The sequence below is a fragment of the Streptomyces musisoli genome, assembly GCF_016741855.1.
GTDB lineage: Bacteria > Actinomycetota > Actinomycetes > Streptomycetales > Streptomycetaceae > Streptomyces > Streptomyces musisoli.
This window is the reverse complement of the sequence record NZ_JAERRH010000006.1, coordinates 346,957-361,565: the sequence shown is the minus strand read 5'-3', so window position 1 is coordinate 361,565 and position 14,609 is coordinate 346,957. Positions and strand designations below refer to the sequence as shown.

The following is a 14,609-nucleotide window of genomic DNA, read 5'->3' as shown; positions in this document are numbered from 1 at the left end:
GCAGAAGGGTTCAGCCCGCCGCGTAGTTGCGCAGGAACAGCGCCTCGGCGACCGACAGCTGCTCCAGCTCCCGGGGGGACACGCTCTCGTTGAGGGCGTGGATCTGCGCCTCCGGCTCGCTCAGGCCGATCAGCAGGATCTCCGCCTGCGGGTACAGGGCCGCCAGGGTGTTGCACAGCGGGATGGAGCCGCCCTCACCGGCGTACTGCATGGTCTCGCCCGGGTAGGCGACCGCCATCGCGTCGGCCATCGCCTGGTAGGCCGGGCTGGTGGCGTCGGCGCGGAAGGGCTGGCCCTGGCCGATCTGCTCGGTGGTGACCCGGACGCCCCACGGGGTGTGCGCCGTGAGGTGGGCCTCCAGCAGCTTGGTCGCCTCCGTCGCGTCCATGCCCGGCGGCACCCGCAGGCTGATCAGCGCGCGTGCGCCGGAGTGCACGGACGGGGTGGCGCCGACGACCGGCGGGCAGTCGATGCCGAGGACGGTGACGGCGGGGCGGGCCCAGACGCGGTCGGCGACCGAGCCGTTGCCGATCAGCCCGACCCCGTCGAGCACCTTGGCGTCCGCGCGGAACTGCTCCTCGGGGTACTCCAGGCCGTCCCACGTCCCCGTGGAGTCCAGCCCGTCGACCGTCGTCGTGCCGTCCTCGGCCCGCAGCGAGTCCAGCACGCGGATCAGCGCTGCGAGCGCGTCCGGGGCGGCGCCGCCGAACGAACCGGAGTGCAGATTGCCCGCGAGGGTCTCCATCCGCACCCGGACCAGGGTCATGCCGCGCAGCGTGGTGGTGACCGTCGGCAGGCCGACGCGGAAGTTGCCCGCGTCGCCGATCACGATGGTGTCGGCCGCCAGCAGCTCCGGGTGCTCCTCGGCGTACCGCTCCAGGCCGCCCGTGCCCTGCTCCTCCGAGCCCTCGCAGATCACCTTGACGTTCACCGGAACCCCGCCGTTCGCCTTCAGGGCGCGCAGCGCGAGCAGGTGCATGATGACGCCGCCCTTGCAGTCGGCGGCCCCGCGGCCGTACCAGCGGCCGTCGCGCTCGGTCAGCTCGAACGGCGGGGTGGTCCAGCCGGCCTCGTCGAGCGGGGGCTGCACGTCGTAGTGCGCATAGAGGAGAACCGTTTTGGCGCCCTCCGGGCCCGGCAGGTAGCCGTACACGGACTGCGTGCCGTCCGGGGTGTCGAGCAGGGCCACGTCCGTGAATCCCTCGGCACGCAGCGCGTCGGCGATCCAGTTCGCGGCGGCCTCGCTCTCGCTCCTGGGGAACTGCGTGAAGTCCGCCACCGACTTGAAGGCGACCAGTTCGGCCAGCTCCGCCTTGGCCCGGGGCAGCAGCGAGGCGACGGTCTCGGCGACCGGATTCGACGACATGGGCACGCTCCTCGTGGGTGCGACGTTGTACGGGGTGAGTACACCGATCCTCCCACAGCGGCCTGCGCGGACGGCCGCCGTAGGATGCGACAGGACACTTGGCAGCGGCTTGATCGGAGCGGTAGACCATCGTGAGCGGCGAGAACTCTTCGGCGGACGACGTGCAGCGGGTGTGGGACGTCGTCGTGGTGGGCGCGGGCCCCGCGGGCGCCTCGGCCGCCTATGCGGCGGCGGTTGCGGGACGGCGCGTGCTGTTGCTGGAGAAGGCCGAGCTGCCCCGCTACAAGACGTGCGGCGGCGGCATCATCGGCCCCTCGCGTGACGCGCTGCCGCCCGGCTTCGAGCTGCCCTTGCGGGACCGGGTGCACGCGATCACCTTCTCCAGCAACGGACGCTTCACCCGCACCCGTCGCTCCAAGCAGATGCTGTTCGGGCTGATCAACCGCTCCGAGTTCGACCAGCAACTGGTCGAGCACGCCCAGAAGGCGGGTGCCGAGCTGCGTACGGGCGTCACGGTGCAGCGGGTCGAGCAGCACGGCTCGGCGGTGCCGGACCGGCGCACGGTCGCCGTCGTCCTTCAGGGCGGGGAGACGGTGCTGGCCCGCGCGGTGGTCGGCGCCGACGGCAGCGCCAGCCGGATAGGGGCCCACGTAGGTGTGAAGCTCGACCAGGTGGACCTCGGCCTCGAGGCGGAGATCCCGGTCCCGGAGACGGTGGCCGAGGACTGGAAGGGGCGGGTCCTCATCGACTGGGGCCCGATGCCGGGAAGTTACGGCTGGGTGTTCCCCAAGGGGGACACCCTGACGGTCGGTGTGATCTCCGCGCGCGGTGAAGGCGCCGCCACCAAGCGGTACTTGGAGGACTTCGTCGCCCGGCTGGGCCTCGCCGGGTTCGAGCCGGCGATCTCCTCCGGGCATCTGACCCGCTGCCGTGCCGACGACTCGCCGCTGTCCCGGGGCCGGGTGCTGGTGTGCGGGGACGCGGCCGGTCTGCTGGAGCCGTGGACCCGCGAGGGCATCTCCTTCGCGCTGCGCTCGGGCAGGCTGGCCGGGGAGTGGGCGGTCCGCATCGCCGAGGCGCACGACGCCGTGGACACCCGGCGCCAGGCCCTGAACTACGCGTTCGCGATCAAGGCGGGGCTCGGCGTCGAGATGAGCGTCGGCAAGGGACTGCTTGCCGTGTTCGAGAAGCGCCCGGGCCTCTTCCACGCGGCCCTCACCGGGTTCCGTCCGGCGTGGCGGGCGTTCCGGGACATCACGCAGGGCTCGACCTCGCTGGGCGAGATCGTCCGTTCCCACCCGCTCGCCCAGCGGGCGCTGACCGCGCTGGACCGGGGGCAGACGGCGCCGGCGTCGCCGGCGCAGGAGCCCGCCGGTTCCTGACGTCCCGAGGCCCCCGCCGGTTCACGGGGGACCGGCTGGTTCATGGCGGCCGGCCGGTTCGCGAGGGTCCGGCCGGTCCACGGGGGTCCGGTCGCTCAACGGGGTCCGGTCGGTTCACGGGGGGCCGGCTGGTTCGTGGCGGCCGGCCGGTTCGCGAGAGTCCGGTCGGTTCACGGGGGTCCGGTTGGCCCACTTGGGGCGGTCGGTCCAGGAGGATCCGGTCGGTTTCCGGGCACGTCAGCCGGTGACGGTGATGCGGAAGACCGGGTGGTCCGGGGCGCAGGCGATGATCTCCTCGTCGGAGGACTTGGCGGTCACGCCGTCGAAGTACTGGTTGACCTCCCAGCCCCACTTCTCCAGGTAGGTCCGCAGGACCTGGAGCTTCTCGGCGTCGGGAAGCTCCACCGCGGTGAAGCCGCGCACCTTGCGCCCGACGCGCAGCTCGCCGCCGCCGGCGGCGCGCATGTTCCGCACCCACTGCGAGTGGCCGCGCGCGGAGACCAGGTACTGCTCGCCGTCGTAGGTGTGCGGGTTGACCGGGATGCGCTGCATGCGCCCGCTCTTGCGGCCGGGCACGGACATCTCGGCGGTGCCCGCGAGGCTGACGCCGTGCCGGGCGAGCCAGCCGATCACGCTGTTCAGGCGCACGTTGAGCCGGCTGCCCTTGAGGTAGTAAGGCGAAGACGACGACATGGGGACCCCCACCGGAGAGTTTGGGAGAGCGGTGCTCTCGCTTGACTCCAGTGTGGGGCGGCCATGTCCTCCAAAGCAAGAGCGGTGCTCTCTTTTTTGTGCGGCGCTCTCCTTTGTGTGCGGTGCTCTCTCGCGTGGCACACTGCTGGCATGAGCACCCCACAGGGCGCCCGCGCACGGGCCAGGCAGGAAATCACCGCGGCCATCAAGGAGGCGGCGCGCAGACAGCTCGCGGAGGAGGGCGCGGCCAAGCTCTCCCTGCGGGCCGTCGCCCGCGAACTCGGCATGGTCTCGTCGGCCCTGTACCGCTACTTCCCCAGCCGGGACGACCTGCTCACCGCCCTGATCATCGACGCCTACGACTCCCTGGGCGAGGCGTCGGAGCGGGCGCGGGACGCCGCCTCCACCGCCCCGCCGCCGGCCCGCTGGATCGCCGTGTGCGAGGCGGTGCGGGGCTGGGCGCTCGCCCATCCGCACGAGTACGCGCTGATCTACGGCTCGCCCGTGCCCGGCTACTCCGCCCCCGAGACCACCGTCCGGGCCGCGGCCCGGGTCGGCCTGGTCCTCATCGGCATCGTCCGGGACGGCCACCGGGGCCCGGGCCTGGCCGGCCTGTCCCTGACCGCCGGCCTGCGCCCCGAGGCCGAGCGGATGGCCGCCGACCTCGCCCCCGACCTGCCGCCCGAGGCCGCGGTGGCGCTGGTGGCGGCCTGGGCCCAGCTGTTCGGACTGGTCGGGTTCGAAGTCTTCGGGCAGTTCCACCGGGTGGTGGAGGACCGCGAGGCGTTCTTCCGGCACGCGGCCGCCCGGCTCGCCGAAGGTGTGGGCCTGAACGGGTCCTGAGCCGCGTACTTCCCGGCGGAGCGGGCCTTGCCGGAACGTGAGCCGTGTGCTCCCCCGGGTGGGGCAGACCCGAACCGGACCCCGGCTGCGTACCTCCCCGGGGAGCGGCCCGACCATGTCCTGAGCCGCGTACTCCCCGGGGAGTACGCGGGATCACCCCGGGCGGCCGACGCCTTCGCGGTCCGGCGGCGTCTAGCGTGGCCCGCATGGAAGAGCAGCACCGAGGCGGCCCCTCGCACTGGTGGAGGTACGGGCCTGCGTGGTGGAACCGCCCGGACGACCCCGAGGCACACCGCGCCCGCCTGCCCTGGCGCTCCACCGTGCTGATCACGGCGGTCGTGATGATCGGCAGCACCTTCGCCGCGCACGGTCAGCACGAGCGCGTGCCGCTCGACGGCTACGCGCGCGTGCTGCTGCTCCTCGCCTCGGTCCTGCTGCTGTGGCGCAACCGCCACCCGGTGCCCGTCGTGTTCGGCACGGCGACGGCGGTCCTCGTCTACCTGGCCCTGGGCTTCCCCTACGGTCCGGTCTTCCTGACCGTCGCGGTCGCCTGCTTCAGCGCGGTCGTCGCCGGGCACCGGCGGGCCGCCTGGGCGGCCGTCGGGCTGCTGTGGGCCGGACACGTCCTGGTCGCGCTCCGGCTCTTCCGGTGGCTTCCGCCCGCCGGGGACCGCGGCGCGGGCCTGGGGCAGGAGATCGTCGTCGCCACCTGGGTGCTGGCCGTCGTCGCCCTGTCCGAGCTGGCCCGGGTGCGGCACGAGCAGTGGGCGCGGGAACGCGCGGACCGCGCCGAGGCGGCGCGGCGGCGCGCGGACGAGGAGCGGCTGCGCATCGCCCGCGAACTGCACGACGTCCTCGCGCACAGCATCTCCGTCATCAACGTCCAGGCGAGCATGGGCCTCGCGCTGCTCGACAGCGATCCGGAGCAGGCGCGGGCCGCGCTCACCACCATCAAGTCCGCCAGCAAGGAGGCGCTCGGCGAGGTGCGCCAGGTGCTCGGCACCCTGCGCGCACCGGGCGCCGCACCGCGCGCCCCCGCGCCCGGCCTGGACCGGTTGCCGGAGCTGGTGGAACAGGCCGCGGCGGCCGGCCTGACCGTCGAGACCGAGGGCGAAGTGCCACGGCTGCCGCCGGGCGCCGACCTGGCGGCCTTCCGCATCCTCCAGGAGGCCCTCACCAACGTCGTACGGCACTCCGGTTCGCGCCACGCGCGCGTGCGCTTCGGCTACGACGACGGCGTCCTGCGGCTGAGGATCGACGACGACGGACCGGCGACCGGCGCGGACGCGGGGGGCAGCGGGAACGGACTGGCCGGGATGCGGGAGCGGGCCGCCGCGCTCGGTGGCACCATCGAGGCGGGCCCGCGCCCCGACGGCGGCTTCCGCGTGCTCGCCGTGCTGCCGTCGCAGCTCAGGGAGGATCAGTGATCCGGGTACTGCTCGCCGACGACCAGTCGCTGGTGCGAGCCGGTTTCAGGGCGCTGCTCGACGCGCAGCCGGACATCGAGGTGGCCGGCGAGGCGGCCGACGGCGAGGAGGCGCTGCGCCGGGTGCGTGAACTGCGCCCGGACGTGGTCCTCATGGACATCCGCATGCCGCTGCTGGACGGCCTGGCCGCGACCCGGCGCGTCACCTCGGACGCGGAGCTGGCGGACGTGAAGGTGGTCATGCTCACCACCTTCGAACTGGACGAGTACGTCTTCGAGGCGATCCGTGCGGGCGCCTCCGGCTTCCTGGTGAAGGACACCGAGCCCGACGAACTCCTGCGCGCGGTAAGGGCGGTGGTCCAGGGTGACGCGCTGCTGTCGCCGGGCGTCACCCGACGGCTGATCGCCGAGTTCGCCGCCCGTTCCAAGGAGCCCGCGGCGGCCGGGGCCCTCGCCCGGCTCACCGAGCGGGAGCGGGAGGTGATGGCACTGGTGGGCATCGGCCTGTCCAACGAGGAGATCGCCCGCCGGCTGGTGGTCAGCCCGCTCACCGCCAAGACGCATGTGAGCCGGACCATGGTGAAGCTGGGCGCCCGGGACCGCGCCCAGCTCGTCGTACTCGCCTACGAGTCGGGGTTGGTGCGGCCCGGCTGGCTGGGCTGAGCCGAGCCCCGGAAGCGGACCAGCACGCTGATCACCCGGGCCGCGAACACGACCGGCGCGACCACCGTGCCGAGCCGCAGCAGGACCTCGGACAGCAGGCCGGGCAGATCGAAGAGCAGCGCCGGTCCGGCGACGGCCCCGAACAGCACCGCCGCCGCGAACGCGGCACTGAACAGCGCGTAGCCGATCTCGACCGTCGCCGCGTCCCGCTCCGCCCCGGTGCGGCGGCCCCCGTATGCAGACATGCCGTCAGTCTCACAGGCGTGCGCCCGGCGGGGCAGACAACTCCCGCCGGGCGCACGTGTGGAGGCGTCCCCCAGGGCTCTCGTTCGGATCTCGCCGGGCTCGCGGGCTGATCCAGGCGACAGACCCTAGTCGCGGACCGGCACGCGTTCCGCCTCCGCCTCCTTCACGGTGGACCTGGCGACCACCACGGACCGCTCCGGACGCGGCCGGCGCAGCCCGCTGAGCGACAGCAGGAGGCCCACGACGGCGATCAGCGTGACCACCACCAGCCCGGGCCGGTAGCTGTCCAGCACCGCCTGGGGAGTGGCCTTCTCGGGGGCGTGCGCGGTCACCACCGCCGTCACGACGGCCAGGAAGATCGCGCCGCCCACCTGCACCGAGGTGTTGAGCAGCCCCGAGACCATGCCCTGCTCGTGCTCGTCCACGCCGTTGGTGGCCTGGACGTTGAGGGACGGGAAGGTCAGGGCGAAGCCCGAGCCGACCAGGAGCATGGTCGGCAGGATCACGGTCGCGTAGACCGGGTCGAGGTCGATGCGCAGGAACAGGGCGTATCCGGCGGCCATCAGGACGAAGCCGAGCACGATCAGCCGTGCCGTGCCGAACCGGTCGATGACGGTGCCGACCTTGGTCGCGGAGAGCGCCACCAGCGCACCCGCCGGGAGGAACGCCAGTGCCGTGTGCAGCGCGGACCAGCCCAGCACCTGCTGCATGTAGAGCGTGACCAGGAACTGGAAGCCCATGTAGCTGCCGACGAACGTGAGCGCGCCCAGCTGTGCCCGGACCTGGGAACCGGAGCGCAGCACCCCGAGCCGGATCAGCGGGCTCGGGCTGCGCCGTTCGACGACGACGAAGACGGTCAGCATGACGGCGACGGCGATGAAGGACAGGACCGTACGGGCCGAGGCCCAGCCCGCCTCGGGTGCCTGGACGACGGTGAAGACCACCAGCAGCATCGAGGCGGTGCCGAGGACGGCGCCCGGTATGTCGTAGCCGCCCCGGCCGCGCTCGCGTTCGCCGCGCGGCAGCAGCCTCAGGCCGGCGAACAGGGCGATCAGCGCGACCGGCGCCGGCAGCAGCATCGTCAACCGCCAGCTGGCCTCGGTGAGCAGGCCGGAGAAGACGAGGCCCATGGAGTAGCCGGTGGCGCCGCAGGTGGTGTAGATCGACAGGGCCCGGTTGCGCAGCGGGCCCTCGGGGAACGTCGTGGTGATGATCGACAGGCCCGCCGGTGCCGTGAAGGCCGCGCTGAGGCCCTTGACGAAGCGGCTGGCGATCAGCAGCGGGCCCGAGTCCACGAGTCCGCCGAGCAGCGAGGCCAGCGCGAAGACGCCGAGCGCCACCAGGAACACCTGGCGTCGGCCGAGCAGGTCGGCGGTGCGGCCGCCGAGGAGCAGGAGGCCGCCGTAGCCCAGGATGTAGCCGCTGATGACCCATTGCAGGGCCGACGTGGACAGATGGAGATCGGAACCGATGGACGGCAGCGCGACGCCGACCATCGACACGTCCAGCGCGTCCAGGAACATCGCGGCGCACAGCACCAGCAGGGTGCCCCACAGCCGGGGTGTCCAGCGAACCCCCGAGGACGGGGTCGCGGTGGTGGTGAGCGGAGAGGTCATGCCGGGGAGACTACATGCGCATGCATCAGATGCAAACGCATTTAATTACGGTGCAATGAATTCGTTTCTCTGCTACGGTGCGCCCATGGCGGCGAAGAAGGCCGAGCAGGGGCTCGTGGAGCAGTGGCGGGGAATACTGGCGCTGCACGCCCGCACCCAGTGCGAACTGGACCGGGCACTGCACGGACACGGCCTGTGCGCGAGCGACTTCGAGGTTCTCGACGTGCTGGCCGAGGGCGCGGCGGCGGACGGCGGCTGCGCCTACCGGGTGCAGGAGATCTCCGACCGGGTCCACCTCAGTCAGAGCGCGCTGTCCCGGCTGATCGGCCGCCTGGAGAAGGACGGCCTCGTCGAGCGGGCGATGTGTTCGCAGGACCGGCGCGGGGTGCGGGTGGCGCTCACGGCGAAGGGCCGCACGCTGCACGGCGAGGTACGGCCGGTGCAGCGCGCGGTGCTGGCCCGAATGCTGGACGAGGCCGGCTGACCGGACCTCAGATCCCCGAACGCTCCTGCCACAGGGCCGCGAGCGAGGGATCGCCGCTCACCTCCGGCACGGCGGTCCGGTTCCACAGCGCCAGGTACAACTGATCGGCGGGACCGGACAGTTCGGTCTCGGCCGCCTCGTCCGCCGTGCGCACGGTCACCGGCGGCTCGGCCGTGAGCCGTACGGTCCACACGGCGTCCGTCTCCGCCCCGGCAACCTCGGCACGCACCCGCAGGACGCGCGGCTCCTCGCTGCGCAGCCGGCTCCGGGAGCGGGCGTGGAAGCCGCGCAGCAGTTCGTCGATGCCGTCCACCGCGAAGCCGGGCTCGACCGGCGAGGGCGTACCACCGCGCGCCGCCTCGGCGTCGTAGCGGTGCACGGTGGTCTCGTGCGCCTGGCGCCGGGTCCAGAACGCCAGGGGTGACGGGCTGGGCGCGGGATGGAAGGTCCAGCACTCCAGATCGGCGGGGGCGGCGGCCAGGGTGTCCACCAGCAGGCGGTGGCCGTCCCGGTACCAGGCCAGCAGCTCGGCGCCGTCCAGCTCCGGCGGGTCGTCGACGGGCCGGGGCGCGGTGTGTCCGCCGGCGATCAAGCCGGCGGCCCAGCGGTGCACCGTGCCGGTGTGCCGCAACAGGTCACGCACCTGCCACTCGGGGCACGTCGGCACCTTCGCATCGGGTCCCGCGGCAGCGGCGGCCGCCGCCAGCAACGTGCCCTCGCGGTCCAGGGTCTCGAGAAATTCGGCAGTTTCCATGAGCCTGAGTGTGCCGGACGGAGGGCACCCCCGGGACCGCGGCATCGAAGTCACGCTTGGCCGGTCCACGACATCCATGCCCAGGGCCCCGCTGACGAGCAGGCCGGCGTACTCGTCGAAGCCGCCCGCCCCGAAGAGGCCGACGAGGGGACCCGGTGAACATCACGCCGCTCGCATCCTGGCTCGGCCGATCACGCGAGGTGGTGCGGCACGGTGGCCAGGAGCCAGTCGGCGAGGACGGCGAAATCGTCGTCGGTGAGCCCGTCGGCCGGGTCGACGCGGTGGAGCAGGAACGGCTCCCGGCGCTGGGCGGCGACCCAGAGCCGGTCCGGGGCACCGATCTCGTCGTCGACCCAGACGAACGGCCGGCGGCCGGCCCACTCGACGAGGTGCCGGGTCTTCCAGTGCAGACCGCGCGGGCCCTCGTCGACGGGCGTGTCCGGCCACCTCACCACGGGCAGGCTCGGCAGCCCGATCCGCGGGGCGACGGCCTCGTTCGCGGCGTCCAGCCATGTCGAGGCCCACACGAGGTCGCACCGCAGAGCCGTCAGACGCGCTCCGACCGTGGGATCGAGCCGGTTCAGCAGCGGATTGCCCGGGCCGGAAGGCTGCTCGGGCGCGGCAGCGGGGCCCGCGCGACGGCGGCCGGCCGACGGTCCGAACGGGATGAGGGGTCCGTCGATGTCGAGGAAGAGCAGGGGGCGCTGCTCCGAGCCGGTCACGATGCCACGGTAGCCCGGCGCGGGCCGTGCGGAGGAGGCCGGGCGAGTCGCGGCCGGAGGTGCGCATGCCCAGGGGAGGGGAGGTCCCCGGCACGCATGGCGGCCGCGACGGTCATGCCGGCATGCGCACCCGTGTCCGCGTGTGGCGCACGTCATGACCGCACGTCGGAACTCGGCGCGTGCTCGGTCCGACTCCTACAGCGGTACGGCCGCAACAGCTCCCCGCCGTACGACGGTTCGACGCGACCAGGAAGGCCGACCATGGCCGAACCCCGACACCCGTCCCGCTCCCCGGACGTGGTCCCCCGCAAGCTGATGCCCCCGCCCGCCCTCTGCGGCTTCCTGTTGCTGCTGGCACTGGTCTTCACGGTGTCCTACGCCGTGGGATCGGCCGCCGGACCCGTGGCCCCCGGCATACACGGCACCGGGTCCGGGACCAGCGGCGACGGGGGCGACGGCACTGGCGGCGCCGGCCCGGGGGACATGCCCGGGATGCACGGAGGCGGTGGCTGATGGGCGCCGAACCGGCGTCGCCGCTCGTGGTCACGGACCTGACCGTCGGTGGGATGACCTGCGCCGCCTGCGTGCGGCGGGTGGAGAAGAAGCTCGGCAAGCTGGAAGGGGTCACGGCGACCGTCAACCTGGCCACCGGCCGGGCCCGGGTCGGTCACCCTGAGGACATCCTGCCGGAGGACCTCGTCACGGCCGTCGAACAGGCGGGCTACGAGGCATCGCTCCCCGAGTCCCCCGCGCCGGAGGCACACGGCGGGACAGCCGGTGACGACGAGGGGTCCGGGGCCGCTGCCCGGCAGGAACACGAGCGGCTGCTCGTCACGGCGCTGCTCGCCGTCCCCGTCCTGGCACTGTCGATGGCGCCGTCCCTGCAGTTCCGCAACTGGCAGTGGCTGTGTCTCGTGCTGGCGGCCCCGGTGGCGGTGTGGAGCGCCTGGCCGTTCCACGTGCGGGCGGTACGCGGACTGCGGCACTCGGCGGCCACCATGGACACACTCGTCTCGCTCGGCGTGGTGGCGTCCTTCTCGTGGTCGGCGTACGCCCTGTTCCTCGGCGGAGCCGGTGATCCCGGCATGCGGATGCCGTTCAGCCCGCTGCCGTCCGCGTCGGACGGCGCCGCCCACGTCTATCTGGAAGCCGCGGTCGGCGTGCCGCTGTTCGTGCTGGCCGGCCGGTTCCTGGAGGCACGGGCCAGGCGGGGGACCGGAGACGCCCTGCGATCGCTGGCGGAGCTCGCGGCCAAAGAGGTGTCCGTGCGCGACGAGCACGGCGAGCGTTCCCTCCCGATCGGGCAACTGCGGGTGGGGCAGGTCTTCGTGGTGCGCCCCGGCGAGCGGGTCGCCACCGACGGCCGGGTGGTGGAGGGCAATTCCGCCGTGGACCTGTCCCTCGTCACCGGGGAGAGCGAACCCTTGGCGGTCGGGCCCGGCTCGGCGCTGGTCGGCGGGGCCGTCAACGCCGACGGTCTGCTGCTCGTCCGCGCCACCGCCACCGGTGCCGACACACAACTGGCCCGGATCACCCGGCTGGTGCTCGGGGCCCAGGCGGGCAAGGCGCGGGCACAGCGGCTGGCCGACGCGGTGGCCGGGGTGTTCGTACCCGTCGTGCTGGCCGTCGCCGTCACCGTGCTGGGCTTCTGGCTCGGCGCCGGAGCCGACCCGCAGGCGGCGATCACCGCGTGCGTGGCCGTCCTCGTCGTGGCCTGCCCGTGCGCGCTCGGCCTGGCCACGCCGACCGCCCTGATGGCCGCCACCGGCCGCGGGGCCCAGCTGGGCGTACTCGTCAGCGGCCCGCAGACGCTGGAGGCGCTTCAGCACGTCGACACGGTCGTCCTGGACAAGACGGGCACCCTGACCTCCGGGCACATGACCGTCGCACGGGTGACCGCCGCGCCCGGCGGACCCGGCCGGGACGTCGTCCTGCGCCTGGCCGGTGCGGTGGAGCAGGGCTCGGAACATCCGCTGGGGCGGGCGATCACCTCGTACGCCCGACGGACGGGGGGCGGGGAACCGCTGCCGGCCGTCCGGGACTTCGCGGCCACCGCGGGGCAGGGGGTGCGCGGCCGCGTGGACGGCCGGGCGGTGGAGGTACTGGTGCCGGACGGCGAGTTGCCGGCCGCTCTGGCAGAGGCCCGCGCGGCGGCGGAGTCCGCGGCGCACACAGCGGTCGTCGTGCGCGTGGACGGGGTGGCAGAGGCGTTGATCGAGGTCGGCGACGTCGTCAGGCCCGGCAGTTACCGTGCCGTGGACCGGCTGCGCAGACTGGGCATCCGCCCGGTCCTCGCCACCGGCGACCGCGAGGCGCCCGCCAGGGCCGTGGCCGACGCACTCGGCATCGACGAGGTGCACGCCCGCTGCACCCCCGAGGACAAGGCGGCCCTGGTGCGCAGGCTTCAGGAGGAGGGCGGCCGGATCGCGGTCGTCGGCGACGGCGTGAACGACGCCGCCGCGCTCGCCGGCGCCGATCTGGGCATCGCCATGGGCAGCGGTACGGACGTGGCCATCGGGGCGGCCGACCTGACGCTGGTGCGCGGTGACATCGAGGCCCTCGGGGACGCCGTCCGCCTCGCCCGGCGCACGCTCGCCACGATCCGGGCCAACCTGGTGTGGGCCTTCGGCTACAACGTCGTCACCGTCCCGCTCGCCATGGTCGGTCTGCTGGGCCCCATGGTGGCCGCGGCCGCCATGTCGGCCAGCTCGGTGCTGGTGGTGGGCAACAGCCTGCGTCTGCGTGCCTGGAGGCCTTCTCCCGTCCCGGCGCGCGGGCGACGGCAGGGGAGGGCGGGCGACCGGTGAAGGACACACTCACCCGGCCGTCGGCCCGGCTCGCCCGTCGCCGACGGCTGACGGACACCCTTCTCGCCGTCCTCGTTCCCGTCGCCGCGTCCAGCCTGGCCCTGGCGGGCCTGACCACCTGGGTCGGCACGGGACGTGCGGGCAGTCCCGCCCGCATACGCGTCACCGAGGGACGCGTCCTCCTTCCGGGCAACGGTTCCTCCGAGACGGCGGCGTTCTTCCGCATCACCAACGAGGGCGGCTCGGCCGACCGTCTGGTGGGCGTCACCTCACCCCGCGCCCCCGGCGGAGTCGGTCTGGCCCGTCATCGGATGGGAAGCGGCGCCACGGCCTACCGGGCCCCGGTGGAGTCGGTCGAGATACCGGCGGGCGGGAGCCTCACCATGTCGCCCTACGGGGTGGATCTGACGGTGGCGGCCCCGGCCGGCGAGTGGCGGGCCGGCGACCTGGTGTCCTTCACACTGGAGTTCGGCCGCAGCGGACGGGTGACGCTGCCCGCCGTCGTGGTCCGGCCCGGGACGGTCACGTTCTAGCGGCATCCGCCTTCGAGGACATCGTGGTACAGAAGTCGCTGCCGATACCCGTGCAGTTCCCGCCCCGCCGGTGTGCCGGGTGTCACCCTCCTCTGGCTGAGTCACGGGGCGGGAGTCCGCACGTACCCCCTGACGACGACCGGACCACGGGTGCGAAGATGGGCGCGTCATGACTGTCGGAGGGTGGTGCCGCACGCTGCGGGCGGGAGTGTTCGCCGCCGTCTGCGTGCTGCTCGCCGCCCTCGGCCACGTGATGATGTCCGGTGCCCCTGTGCCCTGGTGGGCCATGGCGGCCGCCGGTGCCGGGACGGGTACAGCCGGATGGTGCCTCGCCGGCCGTGAGCGCGGACGCGCACTGATCGTCACCGTGGTGGTCGCGGTCCAGGCGGTGCTCCACGAGATCTTCGCCCTGACCCAGGCGCACGCTTGCGGTCCGAACGCGGTGTCACCGGGCACGGCATCCGACGTGGACCCCATGCACATGGGCCTCCTGCACATGGGGTCCATGCACATGGGCTCCGTGCACATGGGGTCCATGGACATGGGCTCCGTGCACATGGACGCGATGAACACGGCGGGTACGGGACACGTCGGTCACGGTATGCACGGCATGGGAGGCGGCGGCGCGTTCGGCATGTTCGCCGCCCACCTGCTCGCCGCGGTCCTGTGCGGCCTGTGGCTCGCGTACGGCGAGCGCGCGGTCTTCCGCATCCTGCGGGCCGTCGCCGCCCGCCTGGTGGCACCTCTGCGGATGCTGCTCGACCTGCCCGTGCCGCCAAGCCGTACGCCGGTGCGTCGGCGCCGCGACTCCGGTCGCCGGACCCTGGCACGACTCCTTCTCTGTCACGCGATCACCTCCCGGGGACCGCCCGTGGGTGCCGCTGTCGCCTGAGACAGCCGGAACCACCGGGGCTTCCCCTCTTCTGCTCTTTCTCGGCAAGCCGCCTGAGCCTTCCTCGGAAGAGTTCACCAGCCGTGCCGCGAACGGTTCCTGAGGAACCCGCGCGCACACGAGCCTGCGCGAGCCCCGGGCACCGCCGTACCACCCGTACGGCCGCACCCCATTCGCCGGAG

15 protein-coding genes are annotated in these 14,609 nt (G+C 73.4%); 9 read left to right on the top strand and 6 right to left on the bottom strand.

Annotated features, from left to right (window positions below; all coding sequences use genetic code 11):
• Nucleotides 1-10: 10 nt before the first annotated feature.
• Nucleotides 11-1,366, bottom strand: a complete 1,356-nt coding sequence (locus JK361_RS19215; protein WP_201819632.1) for a dipeptidase — start codon at nt 1,364-1,366, stop codon at nt 11-13.
• Nucleotides 1,367-1,497: 131 nt separating this feature from the next.
• Between JK361_RS19215 and JK361_RS19210 the strand changes: the two genes are divergently transcribed.
• Nucleotides 1,498-2,748 (top strand): geranylgeranyl reductase family protein, encoded by a 1,251-nt coding sequence (locus JK361_RS19210; RefSeq protein WP_201819629.1) that lies wholly within the window; start codon nt 1,498-1,500, stop codon nt 2,746-2,748.
• A gap of 237 nt (nt 2,749-2,985) precedes the next feature.
• On the opposite strand, the gene JK361_RS19205 is transcribed toward JK361_RS19210, so the two are convergent.
• A complete protein-coding gene (locus tag JK361_RS19205) occupies nt 2,986-3,441 on the bottom strand; it encodes a nitroreductase family deazaflavin-dependent oxidoreductase (RefSeq protein ID WP_201819626.1) in 456 nt (151 codons plus the stop codon).
• 150 nt (nt 3,442-3,591) lie between these two features.
• Between JK361_RS19205 and JK361_RS19200 the strand changes: the two genes are divergently transcribed.
• The 3 genes from JK361_RS19200 to JK361_RS19190 all read left to right on the top strand — a co-directional run bounded on the left by JK361_RS19200 (nt 3,592) and on the right by JK361_RS19190 (nt 6,373).
• On the top strand, nt 3,592-4,284 hold the full coding sequence (locus JK361_RS19200; RefSeq protein WP_201819611.1) for a TetR/AcrR family transcriptional regulator: 693 nt from the start codon (nt 3,592-3,594) through the stop codon (nt 4,282-4,284).
• Between the two features lie 206 nt (nt 4,285-4,490).
• The gene (locus JK361_RS19195; RefSeq protein ID WP_201819609.1) at nt 4,491-5,711 is read left to right on the top strand and encodes a sensor histidine kinase; all 1,221 of its coding nucleotides are present in this window, start codon (nt 4,491-4,493) and stop codon (nt 5,709-5,711) included.
• Entirely contained in the window at nt 5,708-6,373 is a 666-nt protein-coding gene (locus tag JK361_RS19190; RefSeq protein WP_201819606.1) for a response regulator transcription factor, read from the top strand. Before JK361_RS19195 ends, JK361_RS19190 begins: the two co-directional genes overlap by 4 nt.
• On the opposite strand, the gene JK361_RS19185 is transcribed toward JK361_RS19190, so the two are convergent.
• Both JK361_RS19185 and JK361_RS19180 read right to left on the bottom strand, forming a co-directional pair.
• Nucleotides 6,334-6,618 carry a DUF6332 family protein gene (locus JK361_RS19185; protein ID WP_201819603.1) on the bottom strand — a complete coding sequence of 95 codons (285 nt, stop codon included), beginning with the start codon at nt 6,616-6,618 and terminating at the stop codon, nt 6,334-6,336. The two genes, JK361_RS19190 and JK361_RS19185, sit on opposite strands and share 40 nt — an antisense overlap.
• A 126-nt stretch (nt 6,619-6,744) precedes the next feature.
• On the bottom strand, nt 6,745-8,235 hold the full coding sequence (locus JK361_RS19180; protein ID WP_201819600.1) for an MFS transporter: 1,491 nt from the start codon (nt 8,233-8,235) through the stop codon (nt 6,745-6,747).
• Between the two features lie 85 nt (nt 8,236-8,320).
• On the opposite strand from JK361_RS19180, the gene JK361_RS19175 reads away from it, so the two are divergent.
• Nucleotides 8,321-8,719, top strand: a complete 399-nt coding sequence (locus tag JK361_RS19175; RefSeq protein ID WP_201819598.1) for a MarR family winged helix-turn-helix transcriptional regulator — start codon at nt 8,321-8,323, stop codon at nt 8,717-8,719.
• Nucleotides 8,720-8,726: 7 nt separating this feature from the next.
• Here JK361_RS19175 and JK361_RS19170 read toward each other — a convergent pair whose 3' ends face one another.
• A complete protein-coding gene (locus tag JK361_RS19170) occupies nt 8,727-9,473 on the bottom strand; it encodes a maleylpyruvate isomerase family mycothiol-dependent enzyme (protein ID WP_201819587.1) in 747 nt (248 codons plus the stop codon).
• A 191-nt stretch (nt 9,474-9,664) separates the two neighbouring features.
• On the bottom strand, nt 9,665-10,195 hold the full coding sequence (locus JK361_RS19165) for an HAD domain-containing protein (RefSeq protein WP_201819585.1): 531 nt from the start codon (nt 10,193-10,195) through the stop codon (nt 9,665-9,667).
• Nucleotides 10,196-10,456: 261 nt separating this feature from the next.
• On the opposite strand from JK361_RS19165, the gene JK361_RS19160 reads away from it, so the two are divergent.
• From JK361_RS19160 to JK361_RS19145, 4 genes are all read left to right on the top strand, one after another.
• Nucleotides 10,457-10,708 (top strand): hypothetical protein, encoded by a 252-nt coding sequence (locus tag JK361_RS19160; RefSeq protein ID WP_201819582.1) that lies wholly within the window; start codon nt 10,457-10,459, stop codon nt 10,706-10,708.
• Nucleotides 10,708-13,002: a heavy metal translocating P-type ATPase gene (locus JK361_RS19155; RefSeq protein WP_201819579.1), complete on the top strand. Its 2,295-nt coding sequence runs from the start codon at nt 10,708-10,710 to the stop codon at nt 13,000-13,002. Before JK361_RS19160 ends, JK361_RS19155 begins: the two co-directional genes overlap by 1 nt.
• Nucleotides 12,999-13,535, top strand: a complete 537-nt coding sequence (locus JK361_RS19150) for a copper chaperone PCu(A)C (RefSeq protein ID WP_201819576.1) — start codon at nt 12,999-13,001, stop codon at nt 13,533-13,535. The genes JK361_RS19155 and JK361_RS19150 overlap by 4 nt, the downstream gene beginning before the upstream one ends.
• 169 nt (nt 13,536-13,704) lie before the next feature.
• Nucleotides 13,705-14,427 (top strand): hypothetical protein, encoded by a 723-nt coding sequence (locus JK361_RS19145; RefSeq protein ID WP_201819573.1) that lies wholly within the window; start codon nt 13,705-13,707, stop codon nt 14,425-14,427.
• The last annotated feature ends 182 nt before the right edge of the window (nt 14,428-14,609 follow it).